The sequence below is a fragment of the Natrarchaeobius versutus genome, assembly GCF_041205745.1.
Taxonomy (GTDB): Archaea; Halobacteriota; Halobacteria; order Halobacteriales; family Natrialbaceae; genus Natrarchaeobius; species Natrarchaeobius versutus.
Genome location: NZ_JBGFCC010000001.1, coordinates 369,018 through 384,998 on the forward strand (window position 1 = coordinate 369,018; position 15,981 = coordinate 384,998).

General features: G+C 52.6%; 21 protein-coding genes and 1 pseudogene. 12 read left to right on the plus strand and 10 right to left on the minus strand.

Translation table 11 applies throughout. The annotated features are described in order from the left end of the window. Nucleotides 1–141 precede the first annotated feature (141 nt). Genes AB7C87_RS01805 through AB7C87_RS01820 form a run of 4 tightly spaced genes read left to right on the plus strand, consistent with a single transcriptional unit; the run spans nt 142 to nt 3,231 of the window. Nucleotides 142–2,148, plus strand: a complete 2,007-nt coding sequence (locus AB7C87_RS01805) for a hypothetical protein (protein WP_369728388.1) — start codon at nt 142–144, stop codon at nt 2,146–2,148. Further along, nucleotides 2,148–2,516, plus strand: a complete 369-nt coding sequence (locus AB7C87_RS01810) for a hypothetical protein (protein ID WP_369727689.1) — start codon at nt 2,148–2,150, stop codon at nt 2,514–2,516. The genes AB7C87_RS01805 and AB7C87_RS01810 overlap by 1 nt, the downstream gene beginning before the upstream one ends. Next, nucleotides 2,513–2,860, plus strand: a complete 348-nt coding sequence (locus AB7C87_RS01815) for a hypothetical protein (RefSeq protein WP_369727690.1) — start codon at nt 2,513–2,515, stop codon at nt 2,858–2,860. The genes AB7C87_RS01810 and AB7C87_RS01815 overlap by 4 nt, the downstream gene beginning before the upstream one ends. Continuing rightward, nucleotides 2,857–3,231, plus strand: a complete 375-nt coding sequence (locus tag AB7C87_RS01820; protein WP_369727691.1) for a hypothetical protein — start codon at nt 2,857–2,859, stop codon at nt 3,229–3,231. Before AB7C87_RS01815 ends, AB7C87_RS01820 begins: the two co-directional genes overlap by 4 nt. 1 nt (nt 3,232) lies before the next feature. Here the strand turns inward: AB7C87_RS01820 and AB7C87_RS24185 are convergent, their stop codons facing one another. Beyond that, on the minus strand, nt 3,233–3,382 hold the full coding sequence (locus AB7C87_RS24185; RefSeq protein ID WP_440590503.1) for a DUF7563 family protein: 150 nt from the start codon (nt 3,380–3,382) through the stop codon (nt 3,233–3,235). 85 nt (nt 3,383–3,467) lie between these two features. On the opposite strand from AB7C87_RS24185, the gene AB7C87_RS01825 reads away from it, so the two are divergent. Next, a complete protein-coding gene (locus AB7C87_RS01825) occupies nt 3,468–3,653 on the plus strand; it encodes a DUF8053 family protein (RefSeq protein ID WP_369727693.1) in 186 nt (61 codons plus the stop codon). A 16-nt stretch (nt 3,654–3,669) separates the two neighbouring features. Here the strand turns inward: AB7C87_RS01825 and AB7C87_RS01830 are convergent, their stop codons facing one another. Both AB7C87_RS01830 and AB7C87_RS01835 read right to left on the minus strand, forming a co-directional pair. Next, entirely contained in the window at nt 3,670–3,921 is a 252-nt protein-coding gene (locus AB7C87_RS01830) for a type II toxin-antitoxin system HicA family toxin (RefSeq protein WP_369727694.1), read from the minus strand. Beyond that, a complete protein-coding gene (locus AB7C87_RS01835; protein WP_369727695.1) occupies nt 3,922–4,179 on the minus strand; it encodes a type II toxin-antitoxin system HicB family antitoxin in 258 nt (85 codons plus the stop codon). 141 nt (nt 4,180–4,320) lie between these two features. Between AB7C87_RS01835 and AB7C87_RS01840 the strand changes: the two genes are divergently transcribed. After that, nucleotides 4,321–4,488, plus strand: coding sequence for a hypothetical protein (locus AB7C87_RS01840; protein WP_369727696.1), 168 nt, complete (start codon nt 4,321–4,323; stop codon nt 4,486–4,488). A gap of 5 nt (nt 4,489–4,493) precedes the next feature. On the opposite strand, the pseudogene AB7C87_RS01845 reads toward AB7C87_RS01840, so the two are convergent. Further along, nucleotides 4,494–5,082: pseudogene (locus tag AB7C87_RS01845) on the minus strand (tyrosine-type recombinase/integrase). A gap of 341 nt (nt 5,083–5,423) precedes the next feature. On the opposite strand from AB7C87_RS01845, the gene AB7C87_RS01850 reads away from it, so the two are divergent. Both AB7C87_RS01850 and AB7C87_RS01855 read left to right on the plus strand, forming a co-directional pair. Continuing rightward, nucleotides 5,424–6,560, plus strand: a complete 1,137-nt coding sequence (locus AB7C87_RS01850) for a hypothetical protein (protein ID WP_369727698.1) — start codon at nt 5,424–5,426, stop codon at nt 6,558–6,560. Further along, complete coding sequence (locus tag AB7C87_RS01855) at nt 6,560–8,530, plus strand: hypothetical protein (protein WP_369727699.1); 1,971 nt, start codon at nt 6,560–6,562, stop codon at nt 8,528–8,530. Before AB7C87_RS01850 ends, AB7C87_RS01855 begins: the two co-directional genes overlap by 1 nt. Before the next feature lie 95 nt (nt 8,531–8,625). On the opposite strand, the gene AB7C87_RS01860 is transcribed toward AB7C87_RS01855, so the two are convergent. After that, complete coding sequence (locus AB7C87_RS01860) at nt 8,626–9,324, minus strand: hypothetical protein (protein ID WP_369727700.1); 699 nt, start codon at nt 9,322–9,324, stop codon at nt 8,626–8,628. A 138-nt stretch (nt 9,325–9,462) separates the two neighbouring features. On the opposite strand from AB7C87_RS01860, the gene AB7C87_RS01865 reads away from it, so the two are divergent. Beyond that, nucleotides 9,463–10,332, plus strand: coding sequence for a GIY-YIG nuclease family protein (locus AB7C87_RS01865; RefSeq protein ID WP_369727701.1), 870 nt, complete (start codon nt 9,463–9,465; stop codon nt 10,330–10,332). Nucleotides 10,333–10,444: 112 nt separating this feature from the next. Here AB7C87_RS01865 and AB7C87_RS01870 read toward each other — a convergent pair whose 3' ends face one another. The 4 genes from AB7C87_RS01870 to AB7C87_RS24240 all read right to left on the minus strand — a co-directional run bounded on the left by AB7C87_RS01870 (nt 10,445) and on the right by AB7C87_RS24240 (nt 12,395). Then, nucleotides 10,445–10,720, minus strand: a complete 276-nt coding sequence (locus tag AB7C87_RS01870; RefSeq protein ID WP_369727702.1) for a hypothetical protein — start codon at nt 10,718–10,720, stop codon at nt 10,445–10,447. Next, nucleotides 10,707–11,276 carry a hypothetical protein gene (locus tag AB7C87_RS01875; RefSeq protein ID WP_369727703.1) on the minus strand — a complete coding sequence of 190 codons (570 nt, stop codon included), beginning with the start codon at nt 11,274–11,276 and terminating at the stop codon, nt 10,707–10,709. Before AB7C87_RS01875 ends, AB7C87_RS01870 begins: the two co-directional genes overlap by 14 nt. A gap of 2 nt (nt 11,277–11,278) precedes the next feature. Next, nucleotides 11,279–11,965, minus strand: coding sequence for a hypothetical protein (locus AB7C87_RS01880; RefSeq protein WP_369727705.1), 687 nt, complete (start codon nt 11,963–11,965; stop codon nt 11,279–11,281). Between the two features lie 166 nt (nt 11,966–12,131). Continuing rightward, entirely contained in the window at nt 12,132–12,395 is a 264-nt protein-coding gene (locus tag AB7C87_RS24240; RefSeq protein ID WP_502259788.1) for a winged helix-turn-helix domain-containing protein, read from the minus strand. Nucleotides 12,396–13,003: 608 nt separating this feature from the next. On the opposite strand from AB7C87_RS24240, the gene AB7C87_RS01885 reads away from it, so the two are divergent. The 3 genes from AB7C87_RS01885 to AB7C87_RS01895 are packed head-to-tail and all read left to right on the plus strand — an operon-like array spanning nt 13,004 to nt 14,453. Next, the gene (locus AB7C87_RS01885) at nt 13,004–13,174 is read left to right on the plus strand and encodes a hypothetical protein (protein WP_369727706.1); all 171 of its coding nucleotides are present in this window, start codon (nt 13,004–13,006) and stop codon (nt 13,172–13,174) included. Further along, the gene (locus AB7C87_RS01890; protein ID WP_369727707.1) at nt 13,171–13,434 is read left to right on the plus strand and encodes a hypothetical protein; all 264 of its coding nucleotides are present in this window, start codon (nt 13,171–13,173) and stop codon (nt 13,432–13,434) included. Before AB7C87_RS01885 ends, AB7C87_RS01890 begins: the two co-directional genes overlap by 4 nt. Beyond that, nucleotides 13,431–14,453 (plus strand): tyrosine-type recombinase/integrase, encoded by a 1,023-nt coding sequence (locus tag AB7C87_RS01895; protein WP_369727708.1) that lies wholly within the window; start codon nt 13,431–13,433, stop codon nt 14,451–14,453. The genes AB7C87_RS01890 and AB7C87_RS01895 overlap by 4 nt, the downstream gene beginning before the upstream one ends. Before the next feature lie 385 nt (nt 14,454–14,838). On the opposite strand, the gene AB7C87_RS01900 is transcribed toward AB7C87_RS01895, so the two are convergent. Beyond that, nucleotides 14,839–15,855: a GNAT family N-acetyltransferase gene (locus AB7C87_RS01900; RefSeq protein WP_369727709.1), complete on the minus strand. Its 1,017-nt coding sequence runs from the start codon at nt 15,853–15,855 to the stop codon at nt 14,839–14,841. Nucleotides 15,856–15,981: the final 126 nt, after the last annotated feature.

The window sequence follows — 15,981 nt, forward strand, 5'->3', positions numbered from 1 at the left end:
CGTATTTATGTAGGCGGTGACGGATATATTGGAATTTACGACTCGGGTGGTGGTGAAGTCGACTCCGTATCAGCCAACTCCGATTTTTATGGAATTACCTATACCGGCGAGTGGGAGAGAAACGAGCCGGTCAGCGGCCAGGTGGTTGATCAACCCACTGACGACGTTGAGCCCGGACCTATCGATCCAGCAAATCGGACGGCAGTCCCGAACGCGACCGTCGAGATCTGGTCCGACGACGGGACGGAACTGATCGACTCGGTAGAGACCGATCAAGAAGGCCAGTGGGAAACTGGCGAGATCATGACCGACGATGCCGTTGCGTTCTACGACACGCGTGTCTACGTCGGCGGAGAACGCCGCTGGGATCAAACATCGGCTTTCCCGCCGGAAGGGGATCACACCTGGATGACCGTCCCGATGTCCGATCCAGAACTCTCGAGCCCCTCCCCGACGGATGATTTCGACGTTCCCGGTGTCTCGGCCGGCACCGATCTCGAGGTGACGGTCACCGATCCAGACTTTCCGAGTTCGCACGTCTACGTCGAATTCTACGACGGCAACGACCAGTTCATTGGCGACGATCTGGTGTTTGTCAACGAGAGTGGTGGCTCGGAGACGGCTTCGACGCCGTGGTTCGATGCGAACGAACAGGGCGTTTACGAGTGGTATGCAGTGGCCTCGGATCCCTATCTCTCGACGAACGATACGCAGACCGATATCAACACGTTCGAGATTCGAGACGACCCGCCGATCATCTACGACTCCAGTGCGTCGCCTGACGGCGAGACCGTCTCGGGAGACGTCGAGTTATCGATCGACGTCGACAACCCGAACTTTCCCGACGACGACGTCACCGTCGAATTCTATCGCTACGATACGGGCGACCCGGAGGTCGACGAACTGATCGGCTCGGATACCCTCGAGAGTAACGGCACCGCCTCGACGAGTTGGCCTGTGACCGACGAGTCCCTCGAGTGGTACGTCGTTGTCGAGAGCGAGCTGGGCCACGTCGTCTACTCACGGATTTTCTCGTTTGGCATCGCTGGCGATCTCGAGATTCGGGACGCACAGAGCGGAGAGTTAGTCGACGATCGAATAGTCAAAGTCGACGTCACGGCACCAGGTCGAAGCTACACGACGAACCTGACTGACGGCGTCTTTGATATCAGCGGCCTCGAGGCCCACGACGAAACCGTTCGCTTCGACATCACGGCGATGGACTACTATCCGCGTGTCGTCGAACTGCGCTCGACCGTCGGCGGCGAGACCGTCTATATGGAACGTGGTCCCGACTGGGAACCGAACCCACCCCCTGATGAAGACGATCCCGAGGACATTCCCGATTACGAGGACGACGAGGACAAGGTCCTCGTCCGGTTCGAACTCACCGACCGGACAGGTGATTTCCCGCCCGAAGACGCGGTCTTGCGGGTGAGCCAGCGCGTCGACAACGAAACGCGCCTGGCTCACAGCGAGACGTTCGGTTCGATCAACCGCGTCGACGTGATCATGAACCGAGACGAGCGGTACCAGCTCGAGGTACAGAGCGATCAAGGTGGCGTCCGCGGACTCGGAGGATTCACGGCCAGCGAGTCGGAGGTCGTTCCGCTCGAGATCGGCGAGTTGTCGTGGCCGATTCCGGTCGAGGATGGATACGAGTTCGACGTCCGATTCGACGAGGAGACGGACGAATTGGATATTCGGTGGGTCGACGACGACGAACTCACACGGCCGCTTCAGATCACCGTTAGAGACTACGAGACCGGACAGACAGTGTTCAGCGACACGGACACCACGTTCCTCGGAGAGTACCGAAATCAGGTCAGGCTCGATCCAGGCCGTACGTACGAGGTCGAGGCGATTGCGACTCGAGGCGGCGAGACGATTCGCCTGACTCGAATCGTCGGACCGACTGACATGGACGTCGAGCCGTTGCTCAGCCCGCGGCTGATGGCGGCGATCTCCGCGCTCGCGATCGTCGTCGTCGCGGGGATCGTCGGCGGACGGCTGTCTTCGATGGGCGCGGTGATCGTCTCCGCGTTCGCCGGTCTGCTGGCTGTGATGGGCTGGCTCCCGATCCCGTGGCCGGCGGTCGTCGTCGCGTTCGTCGTCTCCGTGCTGTTCTACGTAGGTGATCGGACGTGATGAGCACTCGCGCGCTGGCCGTGTTCATCGTTTGTCTGGCGGCCAGTACGGCGTTCGTCTCGGCGATCGGCTTCTCCGACATCATCGGTGAGACTGAGATCGGCGTCGAGGACCGAGTCAACGAAACCGAAGAAGAGTTACGGGACGTCGGCCCGGAACCGGAGGATCGATCCAACGACGGGCTACTGTCGCTGACTTTCGGCGCGATGAGCGTCCTGCGGAACGTCGCGGAAATGGTTTTCTTCCTGCCGCAGGTGCTCCACAACCTGGGGCTTCCGATGGCGGCCGCGGCGTTCGTCTCCGCTCCCGTCTACGTCGTCGTCGGAGTCGCGCTGATCGAGTTCGCCCGAGGTGATCGGCTCCGATGACCGAGTACGACGACGTCCCTGGATCGGAGCCGAGCGACCTGCCCGAGGGCACTGAAGGGCTCGAGGGACTGGTTCAGGGCGAGATTCTCGAGCTGATGCTCTCGCCGTATCTGGATACACTCGGTCCTGCGTTCGCTGTTGTGTTGATCGCCGGCGTCTTCGCGATGCTGTGGATCTGGTCCGGCGACATCTCCCTCCCAGTCGTCGTCTCGATTCTACTCTCAGCGTTGCTGGTGACGGTGCTCCCGTGGCAACTCGTTGGGCTCCTCGAAGACCTGATCATCATCGGGATGGCCGTCGCGCTGTTCTCGGCCTGGTGGATACGCACCGGAGGGTTACGATGATGGGGACGGTCCGGCGGTCGGTGGCAGTCGGTATCGGCTCGCTTCGGTTCGCTTCCGTTGCACTGTTGTTCCCGTGGGTACTCCTCCACGAGCTGGCACACTACGTGGCCGCGCACCCTTGGAGTGACGAGGCATCCCTCACTGTGTATCCGCCTCGAGTGTCTGTTTCGTTCGAGAACTCGAGCCGATACGTGTCCCTACTGGTTGGCCTCGCGCCGACGATCGTCGGCTACACGATCGCGATGATCTGGTTCGTCGGCCTTGGGTGGCGACCCGCACTTTCGAATGCCGTCGATCTGTATCTGCTACTGGGGTGGATCGTTCTCACGACACCGAGTCCGCGCGACGTGAGTACGATCTGGCGAAAATAGGCTACAATCGCGGTGGAGACACGTTTTTGACGTGTGAGTCGATCGACCGAGGTGAGCAGTTCGGACACTCGTCGACGACCCCCTGGTTGTCCCCGAACACTCGGACGAACTGGAGTGAAACGGGCGAACCGCAGGCTGAGCAACGTTTCATAACGGCTGGCCAACGCACGCTACGCTAATTGTCACGAAAACCAAGGTTCAGCAACTTTTATACCAAGGCGGGTTGCCCGCCGAATATGGCACTGAACAAGATACGCCGCCTGGATCGCAATTCGTACGGCGTCACGATCCCGAAAGACGACCTCCGTATCGAAGGTCTACTCGACGGGAACGGCGAACTCGAGGAGGACCACCACGTACACATTCGATACGTCGGTGACGGAGAATGGATGCTCGAGCGCGTCGAGGAGATCGAAACGTAACGACGAGTGCGGCGACTCAGGAGTGTTCGTCGATCCAGCGACACCACTCGTAGAAATCGTCTGCTCCGCACTGTTCGGCGATCGATCGCATGGTGCCGGTGGGGATGCCGTCCTCGGATTTCATCGGGACGGTTACGATCCGTACCTCGTCGGTTTCCGGGTGTTCGTACCGGAGTTTCAGGTGGCTCCCCGTTCGGCCTGTTCGTCGAAACCCGTGGTTCTGTAGGACTTTCGCGATTTCACGGCCGGAAAACGACGTGCGGACCATTCACTTCATGAAGTCAGGAAGCGGTTTGTCGTCCATCTCGTCGGGATCGATCCCCCACTCCCTGAGATCGTCGTCAGTAACCGGCTCGCCGCCACCCTCGTGAAGCGTCAGCACCTCCGCAAGCATCTCGAGCGCTTCGGCTTTCGTCTCACCGAACGATGCAATTCCGGTCTCGAGGTCCCTGGCGGTGATACTGCCGTCATCCTCGTGGATGAACTCGACCCCCTCGGACCGGTCGTCTCGAGCCGTACTTGCCATATGGTGTACAGTAGTGCGATCGTATTGATAAGAGTTCGCACCGAAATCTCGAGAAGGCGATCTCGGAACCTACCCAGAAAGTTACCCCAAGGAAGAGTATTTTATTAACACTGCTGAACGGTTTGTACGGAGATTCGAAGAATGGGGCGTAATCAGACCCGACCGATGACCGACGACGAGATCGCGAAATTCGAGGAGAACATCGAAAAGCTTCGCACAGCGGTCCGACAGAATCTCGCGGAAGACTTCGGCGGGGAGCCCGACAACTATCGTGCCGAAAAGCTGGTTCCCGACGGCAGCGACAACTGACGAAGCTACAGCCAGACCACTTTTTCGCGTTCTCGTTGTTGCACCTCCGGTGAGTACGTCCCGCGATAGTGCTCAAGGAACGTCTCTAAATCGTTCCACCCGCCCCAGTCGATCACGAGCAGTGGATCGACGTCGGCCGCGGCCAGCGCGGTCGCCCAGGTGCGCCGGAGATCGTGGAACCCGAGATAGTGCCAGCCGTCGTCTTCCGTCTCGTCGGCCAGCTCGTCAGCGGCCGCAGTAAGCCAGCGTCGAAGTGAGCGCGTCGTCGAGATCTCGAGCAGCGGCACGCTCTTGGAGGCGTCGCGAACATCGGCCACCGTTCGGATGGTTGTCGCGAGATCACGCAGGACGGGCGTCTCGCGGAACTTGTCACCTTTCCCGTGCCAGACGCGGAGCACGGTCCCCGCGTCGGTGTCGACGACGTCCTCCGGGTGAGACATTGAGAACTTCGTGAGAGCGGAGCCCGCAGCGATCACCGAGCGAGAACGCGAGTCGTTGCTGTGTGTTTTGGGCGGCCTCGAGCAGCTGTTCAACTTCGGACTGGCTCAACCAGACCTTCATGTCGTCGCAGTTTGCGTGCTGTTGGAGATTCATGTCCGGATAGTGAGCAAGGCGGACGGCAACCCGGTGGATAGTCAGTGTTTCGGAGGGGTTTGGCGGGGAGATCGGGGCGGTTTCCGTCCGACTTCTCCGGATTATCGGACGAGCACCGTGACAATTACAGATGGGAACCCAACGTTGTGACTTCGCTCGCCCTTGCTGATATTTGCAGAATCGGATCGAATAGAGGCATACACTCTACAACCCAACAAACGCAAAAATCATTAGTATATTTTAAAATATTAATTCAGATTTCAAATGTAGGTAATAGAGATTAGCTGATTGTCCGAGATAGCCATAGTTAATTAGTTAGTAGAAAAACCACTTAGGACAGAATGGGTCTTCAAATACAAACCTCTATCCCTATTCTGAAATATTTAGGCTTCTTTGTAGTACAATTTACTGCTCTTGTTCTCATCTTATTCGCTTTTGCCACAAGCATAAACAGAGCTTTCGGCGTAGATTGGGAGGTGATTTTCCTTGCATATATTATCATCATTCTTATTGTGTTTGTAGGAATTTGGCGAAAAGGGTTCTTCATATCTCCATGGTCTTTAAGAATAAGAACATCGTATATGAAATACAATAGATTTGGAGCCATATCGCTCCTCAACCTGTTTAAATCACAAAGGCGGCGTCAAATGGAGTTTTTCAAAGGTGTTTTCTACGTTATCGTAGTTCTCGTTGCAGGAATACTCATGGCTTTCCTGCACTCATCAATCCTAGAAGATTTTCCATTCGATATCTCAGCTAACGTACTTGAAACCACATGGCAGGTCCACGCGGTCATTATTGGTTTCAGTTTTGTTGCTCTCACTTTCGTCTGGGAAGAGATCTACAACAACTCACTTAGCGACGAACTCTCGAGATTGTTTGTAGAGGATATCGGCTCAATCTGGACGGTGACTTTTGTCTTCGGTGCTAACCTATTGATCGGGATTATCACCTTCACACATTCCTCAGATCAAACAGCAGGCGTTCTACCTATCTACACCACTGCTATACTATTCACGGCATCAATAGCGACCGTGGCGCGACGGTTTTTAGACGCATTAGATCTATTATTTTACACTGAATTGAATGAGGAAGTTAAAAACTTCGCGAAGGAAGATTTAGAGAAAGAGATTATAACTACCTCATCAACCCCAAACCAAGTACTCGCTGAATCTGTATCTGGGTTTAACCAGGTCTCAGTCCCTCTCGGCAACTTCAACCTAGAACGGACTACAATCTCATCAAGGGATCTCGGCAAAAAAGGGAGCATAACTGACATAAACTTGAGAAGAATGAGAAGGATATCAGAGATAGTTGATCAAGAGGATAGAGCAAGTATTGACCAAAACCCGACGGTAGGCAGAACATTGGCTGAAGATTCAGCCGTGCTTTCTCTAAAGGGCGAGATCTCTGACGAGAGTCGGGAACAGATTGAGAAACAGCTACGTCGAGGGCTTCGGACACAAGGTGGGAACTGATGCCGAACTATGAAGACTATCTTGAACACTTCTTCAAAAATACAGAGACATCTATTCGGGAAGGAAAAGGCCAGGAACTCTCCGATAACCTGACCCACATCTCTGAACTAATCCAAGAGCTCATCGACAAGGAACCTGTTTCCGAGGCCCAATTCAGATCGAACTATAATTTCTGTAAACGTAGATACACCCGACTATACAACCACGCCCTCGACAACGGCGCTGATGAAGACTTGAGAAAGACCATAATAAACTCAATCTCTGCAATCGCTCATTTCGCCTGGCAATCCAATGATCTGGAAGCCTTTGAGGAGTTGCTCAACGCCCTAACCAATTGCTACGTAAGTTCGTACCCTCAACCAGGGTTTGATGACGCAATGGTCGTGTTCTTTGAGAGATACAACACACTTCAATTTGGAGCGATACAGAATTTCAAGAATGTCGACAATGCAAATGAATTAGCCAAGAGTCGCGGAATTGTAGATCTGCTTCTAAGAAACTACCGTGAAATTTGGCGACGCTCTGTAGAATACGAATGTGAAGAATCTATCAAGAGAATTCACAGCAATTTAGAAGACATTAGAGAATTTGAACAAGCGCAATATTCTCCTATTGCTGTTCCAGAAGACGAATACGATCAAGACTTCATAGAGGCAAAGCAAGATCTTGCCAACACGTTTCGGAAACGGATCCAGATTCAAAAATTCGCTGGTTACTGTTGGGCATATAACCTATATGTCAAGGAAGTCTACTCGGATGAATCGTTTATCAAAGGCATATTGGATCAACACGCAGAGAAAAGCTTCTCTTCCATAGAATCTCTATCGGAGACCTACTTCGATATCCAATCCATCCTAGGTGAGGTACCATATTGGGATAACTGGGAAACAAACAGACAGCTGCAAAATTCCCTTGGAACTATTGTGACCTCAATGGGTTCAAATAGCTGGATTCCCTCTTTCTATCTGTGTTTTTCATTATACCTATTTGACGAAGATACACAAGAAAAACTCTCGAATACTACGCCTGAAGAACTACCGATACCTGTGGATAGAGAACTTCGTGCAGAACTCAATAACTTAAAAGAGCAGGTGGAGGGGTTCAAAAACGATTACCCCCTTGATTTCCTGATAAACGAAGAGGCAAACATTGACAAGCGGATAGAAAAACTTTCAGAGGTACTTAACCGAGCACACTCTCACGCGGAGACACAAGCGATAATACGGGTAAGGGAACATGGGATTGATCCGAGGTATATTCAATCTTGGCAACAAAAAATCAACGATCAATTCGATAATTCCTGCATGTTGCGGCAAGCACTCAAGGAGATCAACCTGCTTCAGACGAAACGCTTTCCACCGGACATAGACGGCGTCAAAATAGCAGCAATCTATCCTCATAAACGGAGCTTCGTACCAGAGGAAGGAGTGAGCAAACCGGTAACAAGCAATTTTCAGATTATTTGGAACAAATACAACGAATATGTCCTCAGCCGACTAACTCTAGAGGAATATAGTGTAGAATCTCTCAATGAGTTGATGGATAGATTGGAAGAGCAAGTAAAGAAACAATCCACCTCCGTAATCCTTCTGGGAACTGGTGAATATCGTAGAAGATTATCTGATGATGATAGACTCACACACGGTGGAGATCTCCCCGGCTCCTACTATTCCTTTCTAGACACACCAATTCTTTCCGAACCTACAGATACCTATGCTGCACTTCTGCTTTTTGAGAACGAAAGCCGGGGAGTAGAATATGTTGACGAAGATGGACAAGCGCTGGACATTAGTGCTACCCCTGGAGAGGAAATAGATATGTCTGATTTTCCGACTAAACCATTAGAATCCGTTCCGTACATGCAAGCACCTCATGACCGTGTAGAGCTGGATATTCGTCTTCGAGGATTCATCCAGTCCAATAGTCTCGATGGGGTTCTATACCGTATGCCTTCTCAAAACTTGGATTAGAATGCACCACCTGTACTTAGCGGAGTGAATTATCCGATTTTCCCTCTTCTTGGACGATTAGCATGGCGAATGATGGATAGATGGTGTAGGATTATTTAATCCCGATCCGGGCCTTTATCTGGCGGATTCTCCCACAATTGTTTGACGCCTGACTCAACATAAGATAAATCCACCTCATCGCCATATAGATACGATACCAAATCCTGTGCACGTTCTTTATCATCCCATTCTTCGTTTGATGGGGAATATATGTTCATCAAGTAATTTTTAGCTATTTTACGCATATTGTTTTGCATATATTGGATATTGTCCATTACTTTCTCCAAGTTTTCAGTATAATCTGCTGGAGACCCATCATAGACAATTCGTGTTTCAAGTTTGTTTGAATACATTTCGTGTTCGTCAGTGATTGCAACTGCTCTAGTGACAATTTCACGTTCATCTAAGGCGATAGCAGAACTTGACAAGAAAGATGCGTACCATAAGTTCAATCCCTGTGGCCTCAGGTCTTCTGGTTCCCCATTTATTACTTTGAAACGCACTTCCGTCATCCACTCATTGAATAAAATTGAACGCATTCGTTCAGTCACCGTCGCGTTGTCACGGAAATTCCGCCCCCAAACGTAGTCCGATTCTGGTAACCCGCTGTGGCTTACTCTGGGTCGAACACTAATTGTAGAGATCTTAACCAAAACCGTCTCTCCCTCAAATGTTTCCACCTCCCATTGGTCACCCGAAAATTCACCATTTAAATTCTCTTCAACCTCCGTTTCTGTTGAGAGATGAGAAACCATTCTCCCTATCAACCGGATCGGAAGAGTCCACGGACTAAGCACACATGCCAATTTGTTGTTGAGGTATTGAATTTTACTTACGCTGACACGGCTGAGGGATTTATGAGAGTAAGATTCCTTCTTAGTGTAACGAACAACATGAACGAACGAGAGCTGTATGCTGACGATTGGATGGGCATAAGTTGGTCCGACTGGCTATCTCTCGATCCGAGCGACGACGAGCTGACAGCGATTTCGACCGATCCAGGGCTCTACCGCGTGCGACACCGCGACCGTGACGGCCTCGAGTACATCGGCCAAACTGGTCGGAGTACACGCGGTCGAGTGAGTGCCCTGGCGCGAAACACCTACTCCGAGGAAATGCCGTTTCGAGACCCACATACCGCCGCTCCGTGTCTGTGGGCGGTCCGAAACGAACACGGATCAGCGTTCGAGGTATCGACTGCAACGCCAGCGCTCGCTTCCACGGACCAAGATCGGAAGGGGCTCGAGGAGGCACTCATCGCGATAGCACGCCGTGAAATGGGTGAGAGCCCGACTGCGAACTTCGGGCGAATCATTCCTGGATACTCGCAATCGGGATACCGAAGTGACGGCTACGTCGGCGGGCCGATCGAGGACGGCGAGACAGAACCGAACGCAGAACCCGGCCGCGGACCGGTCCCATGGGAGAACGTCGACGATGTGACCGCGCCCGACTGGATAGGCCTCGAGTGGTCCGGGCCGTACCGGCTCGAGGATCGACTCGAGCCGGATCTTCCCGATGCGGGTGTCTATCGTATCTGGTACGAGGGAGATGTACCGCCGTTAGCGTACATCGGCGAGACGAAAGCGTTCACGGGGCGTCTACGACGACACGAGAGCACGTTCGGCGGTGAAGCGTTGTTTTCCGTTGCTGTCCCGGACGGAATGGATGCGAAGCACAAACGGACGGAGGTGGAAACGGATCTGATCGGTGCCCACTACCTCGTAACTGAGAGATCGCCAACAGTGCAGTTCGGGAACTAAGATCGTCCGACTTTTCCATCAATTAAAAACAAAGATTAGCAGACACTCAATATCCCGGGTGAATCGGAATTAATAGCAACAAGAATGGAATGCGAATGAAGATCGACAGAATTCAATTTCTATTTTGTTCAGTCACACTCTGAGTATGTTGGTCAGTTAGTTGGCTCTCTCTTTTTGTCACACTTTTCTGAACCCTCCAAAACAAAAGAGCCAGCAAAATCAGAAAAGAGCCTGCTGCGCCCATTTCTGCAGTTAATGGAGAATCACTAAAGTGAGTTAATGTACCAGTGACAGTAAAACCAATCCCTGTTAAGAACAAGTCATAGGAAATTATTTCAAAAAATTCCTCAGTAGATGTTCTTATATACGCCATTTCAAACACCGTCACCTAGTTGGGATAATAGGTGTCGCTCATAGATGAGGAATAGAAAACCAATAGTGAACCATATAGGAACGGTCAAAATAAAGTCATTAGGAAAAGGCAGATTGAGCCCGAGAAGGGACGAGAGTGCAATTGCCACACCTATTAGTACAAAACTGACTTGTCCAAGCACAGCTACCCATTGTTGTAGTGCTTGATTGTCTTGATTTTGTGAATTAGAGATTGTCATATCATCATTTGATTCAGCATCTGATTCGTAGTCCTTGGTGTCCTCTGAATCTGGCAACCTCTTTCGTAATGAATTTCTTTCTTTCCGTAATTGATTCACTTCCTCTTGTAAACGCTCAATTTCTTTCGCCTCAGCAAATTCTTCTCTCGTTAGCTCAAATTGAGCGATCATCTCACGTCGCAGTCTCTCAAACTGCTCTGGGTTTTGGTATTGGTATTGACTTCCTAACTTCCCATCTACACGACCACTCTCAAATGGATCCATAAATTCCAAAACTGTCTCTTCTCTATCCATATCAGTTTCATCATTAGACTCGGGAGACGAGTTTTTCATGATTACTCCTCCATTGAGCTATTGATTTTTCTGTATCTTTCCAAATTATCCTCCAGATCCTTTGCAATAGTCCTTAATCTATCTGGGAGGTGTTTTATTCGATCGATATCTTGTTCATGTAGTCTCGGTAGCTGATCAGATTCCTGATCAGACCACCAGTTATTTGTATATTCTAGCCTCGCCACAGAATCTTCAATTAAGACATCAAGAGGTACCGTAGCATCCATAAATGTGTCTACACCGAACGACATTTTTATTGTAGCTAACGTCTCGTTTTCTGGATTATTAATGAAACTCAATGACTTTGAAGTCCAGTATTCTTGATCCTGAGTTGCCATATTGTATGCAATAGCACATTCTGATGCCCATTCTATTGAGTCCCATATCTCAACTGCCTGCTCAACTAACTCACTGTCTACCTCACTTGAAAACCCCTGTAAGTAATCACGGCCATCATTCATAGTGCACATTGACAAAAATATGTATGCATATTGATTAGAATCGAAGAAGGAATTCATGAAGGGTTGTATTTCGTCACCCTTCGCATTATGGTTTCGCATATCTGAAAAGAATTTTAATATGAACTCCTCATTCTCCACCACATCCTCAATAACCTGGGTGAAATAGTCTTGGAAATCATCAGAGGCAAAATCAAACTGCTCTGATTCAGGTCCACCGTCTGAAGTCATATGTAAGCCCTTGTGACTTTCACTACATGAATGTTATGTAGTTTCAATCTCCAGTACGAAATAGTAATTTAATGTTTCAATACTAGGGGTGCATAATTACAACAATGATAGGATCAATCTCCCGGTAGAAATCCCAGAACTCAATTATTAGTGTTTCTCGTCCAAACTACTCTAGGTTGCCACTCTCCAACTGCCCTGAGAGATAAGCCTTACCACGGCCCGTAATTTGATATCGCCCATCTTCGATTTTTTTGACGAGACCGTGATCCGTGAACACCTTCAATCGTTTAGAAACATGAGAACGAGTGAGATCAAGGTTATAGGCTACTATAGCAGGTGATTGGACTTGCAGAATCTCTGGATCAGCTAGTGCTTCGAGAATACGATAATCTTCGCGGGACATCCAACTTGGTCGTTCTCGAATTGACACGGTTAACCGTCGCTACTCCCGTGAGAGATATTATTCCAATCAATTGAACACCATACTGTGTTCTAAAAACACGGTTTCGTGATTAGATTTAAGTTGTCAGGGTGTTTGGGTGGGGGCACCGGAAGCCAGACGGACCCGCCGGTACCCGGTCGGGTCCTCGAGAGAAACGCGGACCCGGTGTTAGGGGCACCGGCCCGCTGGCCTCCGTAACTGAGGTACGGAAGCATGCAATCGCACGATGCAACGGGGGAAAAAGCCCCCGATCGACCGCACAGTATTGACCGCGGCCCAAAGCTCACGGCCGACTCGAGGAGTACCGGAAACAGTATCGGAAATCACCGGCGAGTCCGAGAACAGGTTGGTGGGTCTGTAATTCGCCAGATTCTATTTTATCGGAAAATCGGAAACTACCCGGTAGAAGCTAAGAGGGTCGCCACGAGACGTAACGAACTACCGACGGACGACAACCGCACGCGCCCCATGTTCCAGCAAGCGGCGCGCGCGGTGAGTCCGCGGTCCCAATACACTGAGACCATGCACGAATGGACGCTTCGATACAGTAAGAGTACCGCTTGCAATCAACCCAGTGACAGCCACGAGGTGGGCCGATGAGTTCTGAGCCCGTCCGAATCGGCGGCTGTGATACGCCGACCTGCGACGGCGACGCCGAGACGATCACCCCCGAAGGGTACGTCTGCGAATCCTGCGCGACGAAGATCACCGCCGCGTACGAGCAAACCCGTGAGCACGGTCTCGAGGCCGGAGGTGAGCACGCTTGAACGGACGTGACTCCGTACCGGACGAGTCGGTCGCCTACGTCCGTGAGATGGAGATCGTCGACGACGCGGAGGACGTCAAGCGCGTTCGATTCATCGGCGACACCACGACCGTCGAGGTCGGCATCACCGACGAGGTGATGATCGAATTCGTCGAGATCGCTGAGGAAGTTTTCGACGAAATCCACGCGGACATGGCCGAGATGAGAGAGATTTTCGACCAGACTCGAGGCGACTCGATTCAGGAGGATGATTGGTCGTGAGCCGAGACCTATCACCCCGCGAGGCTCGCGACCGGTTTCTCTCCCGGCGCAAGCAGGAGAACACCGAAAAGACCGTCCGGAGCTACCAGAACCGGCTCACCCGATTCGTACACTGGGCGGAAGAGGAGGGCATCGAGTCGATGTCCGAACTGAACGGGTGGGATCTCGACGAGTACCGGGCGGCGCGCGAGGCCGCCGACCTCGCCCCGACGACGTTGCGTGGGCAACTGATGGCCGTGAAGCAGTTGCTCGATTACTGCGCGTCGATCGACGTCGTCGATCACCAGCTCCCCAAGAAGATCAACATCCCGACGCTCTCGAAAGACGAGGAGTCGAACGACACGAAGCTCGATCCCGACGATGCGAACGCGTTGTTGTCGTTCTATCGTTCATCGAATGAGATGTTCGGCCGCCCGGAACACGTGTTTCTCGAAATCGCCTGGCACACGGGTGCTCGGATGAGTGGCATTCGGGCGCTCGACCTCGGTGACTTCGATCCCGATCGACAGACGCTCGAGTTCCGACACCGCCCGCCAACGCGGTTGAAGAACAAAGATGACGGGGAGCGCGTCGTCGGTATCTCGAAGCCAGTCGTGAAGGCGATTCGAACCTACGTCGCTCGAGAGCGCTTCGACAAGCGCGATGACGAAGGTCGCGAACCGCTGTTTGTCGGTCGACAGGGGAGACCGTCGGATACGACGTTTCGAGCGTGGTCGTACCTCGGTACGCAACCCTGTCGAGTCATTCAGTGTCCGCACGGAGAACGCCGAGAGACGTGCGACTATACTCGACGAAACCACGGGAGCAAGTGTCCATCCTCGCGGAGTCCGCACGCGATCAGAACTGGTTCGATCACCTGGCAGTTGCTTCAGGGGTTGTCGATCGAGATCGTCGCGGCTCGAGTGAACGCGACGGCGAATACGATCCGCCGTCACTACTACCGGGCCACCGAGCGGGACGAGTTCGAAGAACTGCGATCTGAATACACTCTGAAACTTGATATTGAAAACTATGATTAGCTCTAAATCCTGGGGCAATAAATCGCTAGAAGTCTTTTCAGCCTCCAAAACGGCACTAGAGAGCTTCCCTCCGACCCCATACCTCTATCACTCACAAATTCGTGAGCGATAGGTGTGTAATTCGGTGGATTTGAACGAGACCGACGTTCTGCGAACGCAGTGAGCAGGTTCTCGGGCGCTGTTCAAATCCTCCGACCGTGGTTCAGAATCATCGGCCCACTCTGCTCGAAGTCCGCTCTCACGATACCCCAGTCGATTCCGATACCCATCTCTCCGAGAGTAGTGTGCGCGACTCCTCGAGCACGCATCCGGTGCCACCGGTCGTCCCAACATCGCCACCGCCAACTGCTGTATCGTCCCCCGTGTCTCGACCTGACCGACGGTTTCACTTCATGCCGGCGAACGTCCGATAGGCCGTTTTCGCGAGCGACATCTCGAGGCCGGCGGACTCGACGACGTAGTACGGGCGCAACTCGCCGTTGAACTTGCCTTTGTACTCACAGAGGCGTTCGGTGTTCGCGCCGACGAGGTCGTAGCCTATCACCGACTCGAGGGCGGGATCGGTGACCACGTCCTCTAAGATGGCCCGGTGGAGGAGGTTGTTCACGCTGACGTGGTCGTAAGAGGCGGTGACACCGCCCTGCCAGTAGTAGGCGAGTTCCGGCGCGAACAGCGTGATGATGCCGCTCTGGTAGGTGCCGTCGGGCGCTCGAGCGACGTACACCCGCCACTGGTCGTTCTCGAGCGTCGAGAGAAGATCACGCAAGAAAGGACGTGACATCGGCGCGGTGTCGTCGTACTCGGCGTACTGGTCGACGACGTCGTCGTACACTCGCAACGCCGCGTCGATTCCCTCGGTCTGGATCGTGAGATCCACTTCGTCGAGTCGGCGCATCTCGTTTCGCAAGCTCTTGCTGAAGCCAGCCATAGCGTCCTCGACGTCGGTACATCCCTCGAGGTCCACGACGTACGTGAACTTCGGCTCGACGGAGAGATCGTTCCAGGCGAACGGTCGCGGGTCGTCGTAGTAGATCTGACAGGACGAGCGAAAGAGCGTCGATCGGCTGTCGACCTCGAGGTCGTCGACGACCGCGGAGACCAACTCGCCGTTGATCCGCTCGGCCTTGCGGGGTTTCGGACTGTTGGGGTCGAGAATCGGCCCGAGACGAGGGACGCCCAGTGAAACGGGCGGCGAGAACGCCGTCCGTCCGATCGATCGCTCGCCGACGAAGACGGGGAGGAGGCCGACCGACTGTTGTCCCTTGTAGGCGCCGTACAACCGAAGCGTCGCGTCAGTGTGATCGTCGAGAACGCGAAGCGCATCCGGATCGTGGAAGATCTCGTATCCGGTCGACGGGAGGGCCTCGCGCCAGTCCTCGAGATCGATTCGTGTGACGTCCATTCTGAACCCCGATTCGATTGTTAACGACCTTGTTATCCACACAGTAACCGGCCAAAGAGTGTCACGAATATCCGTTTGGCGCGTGCGTACTCGGGTGTCAGTCGAGTCACAACAAAGAGAATACTC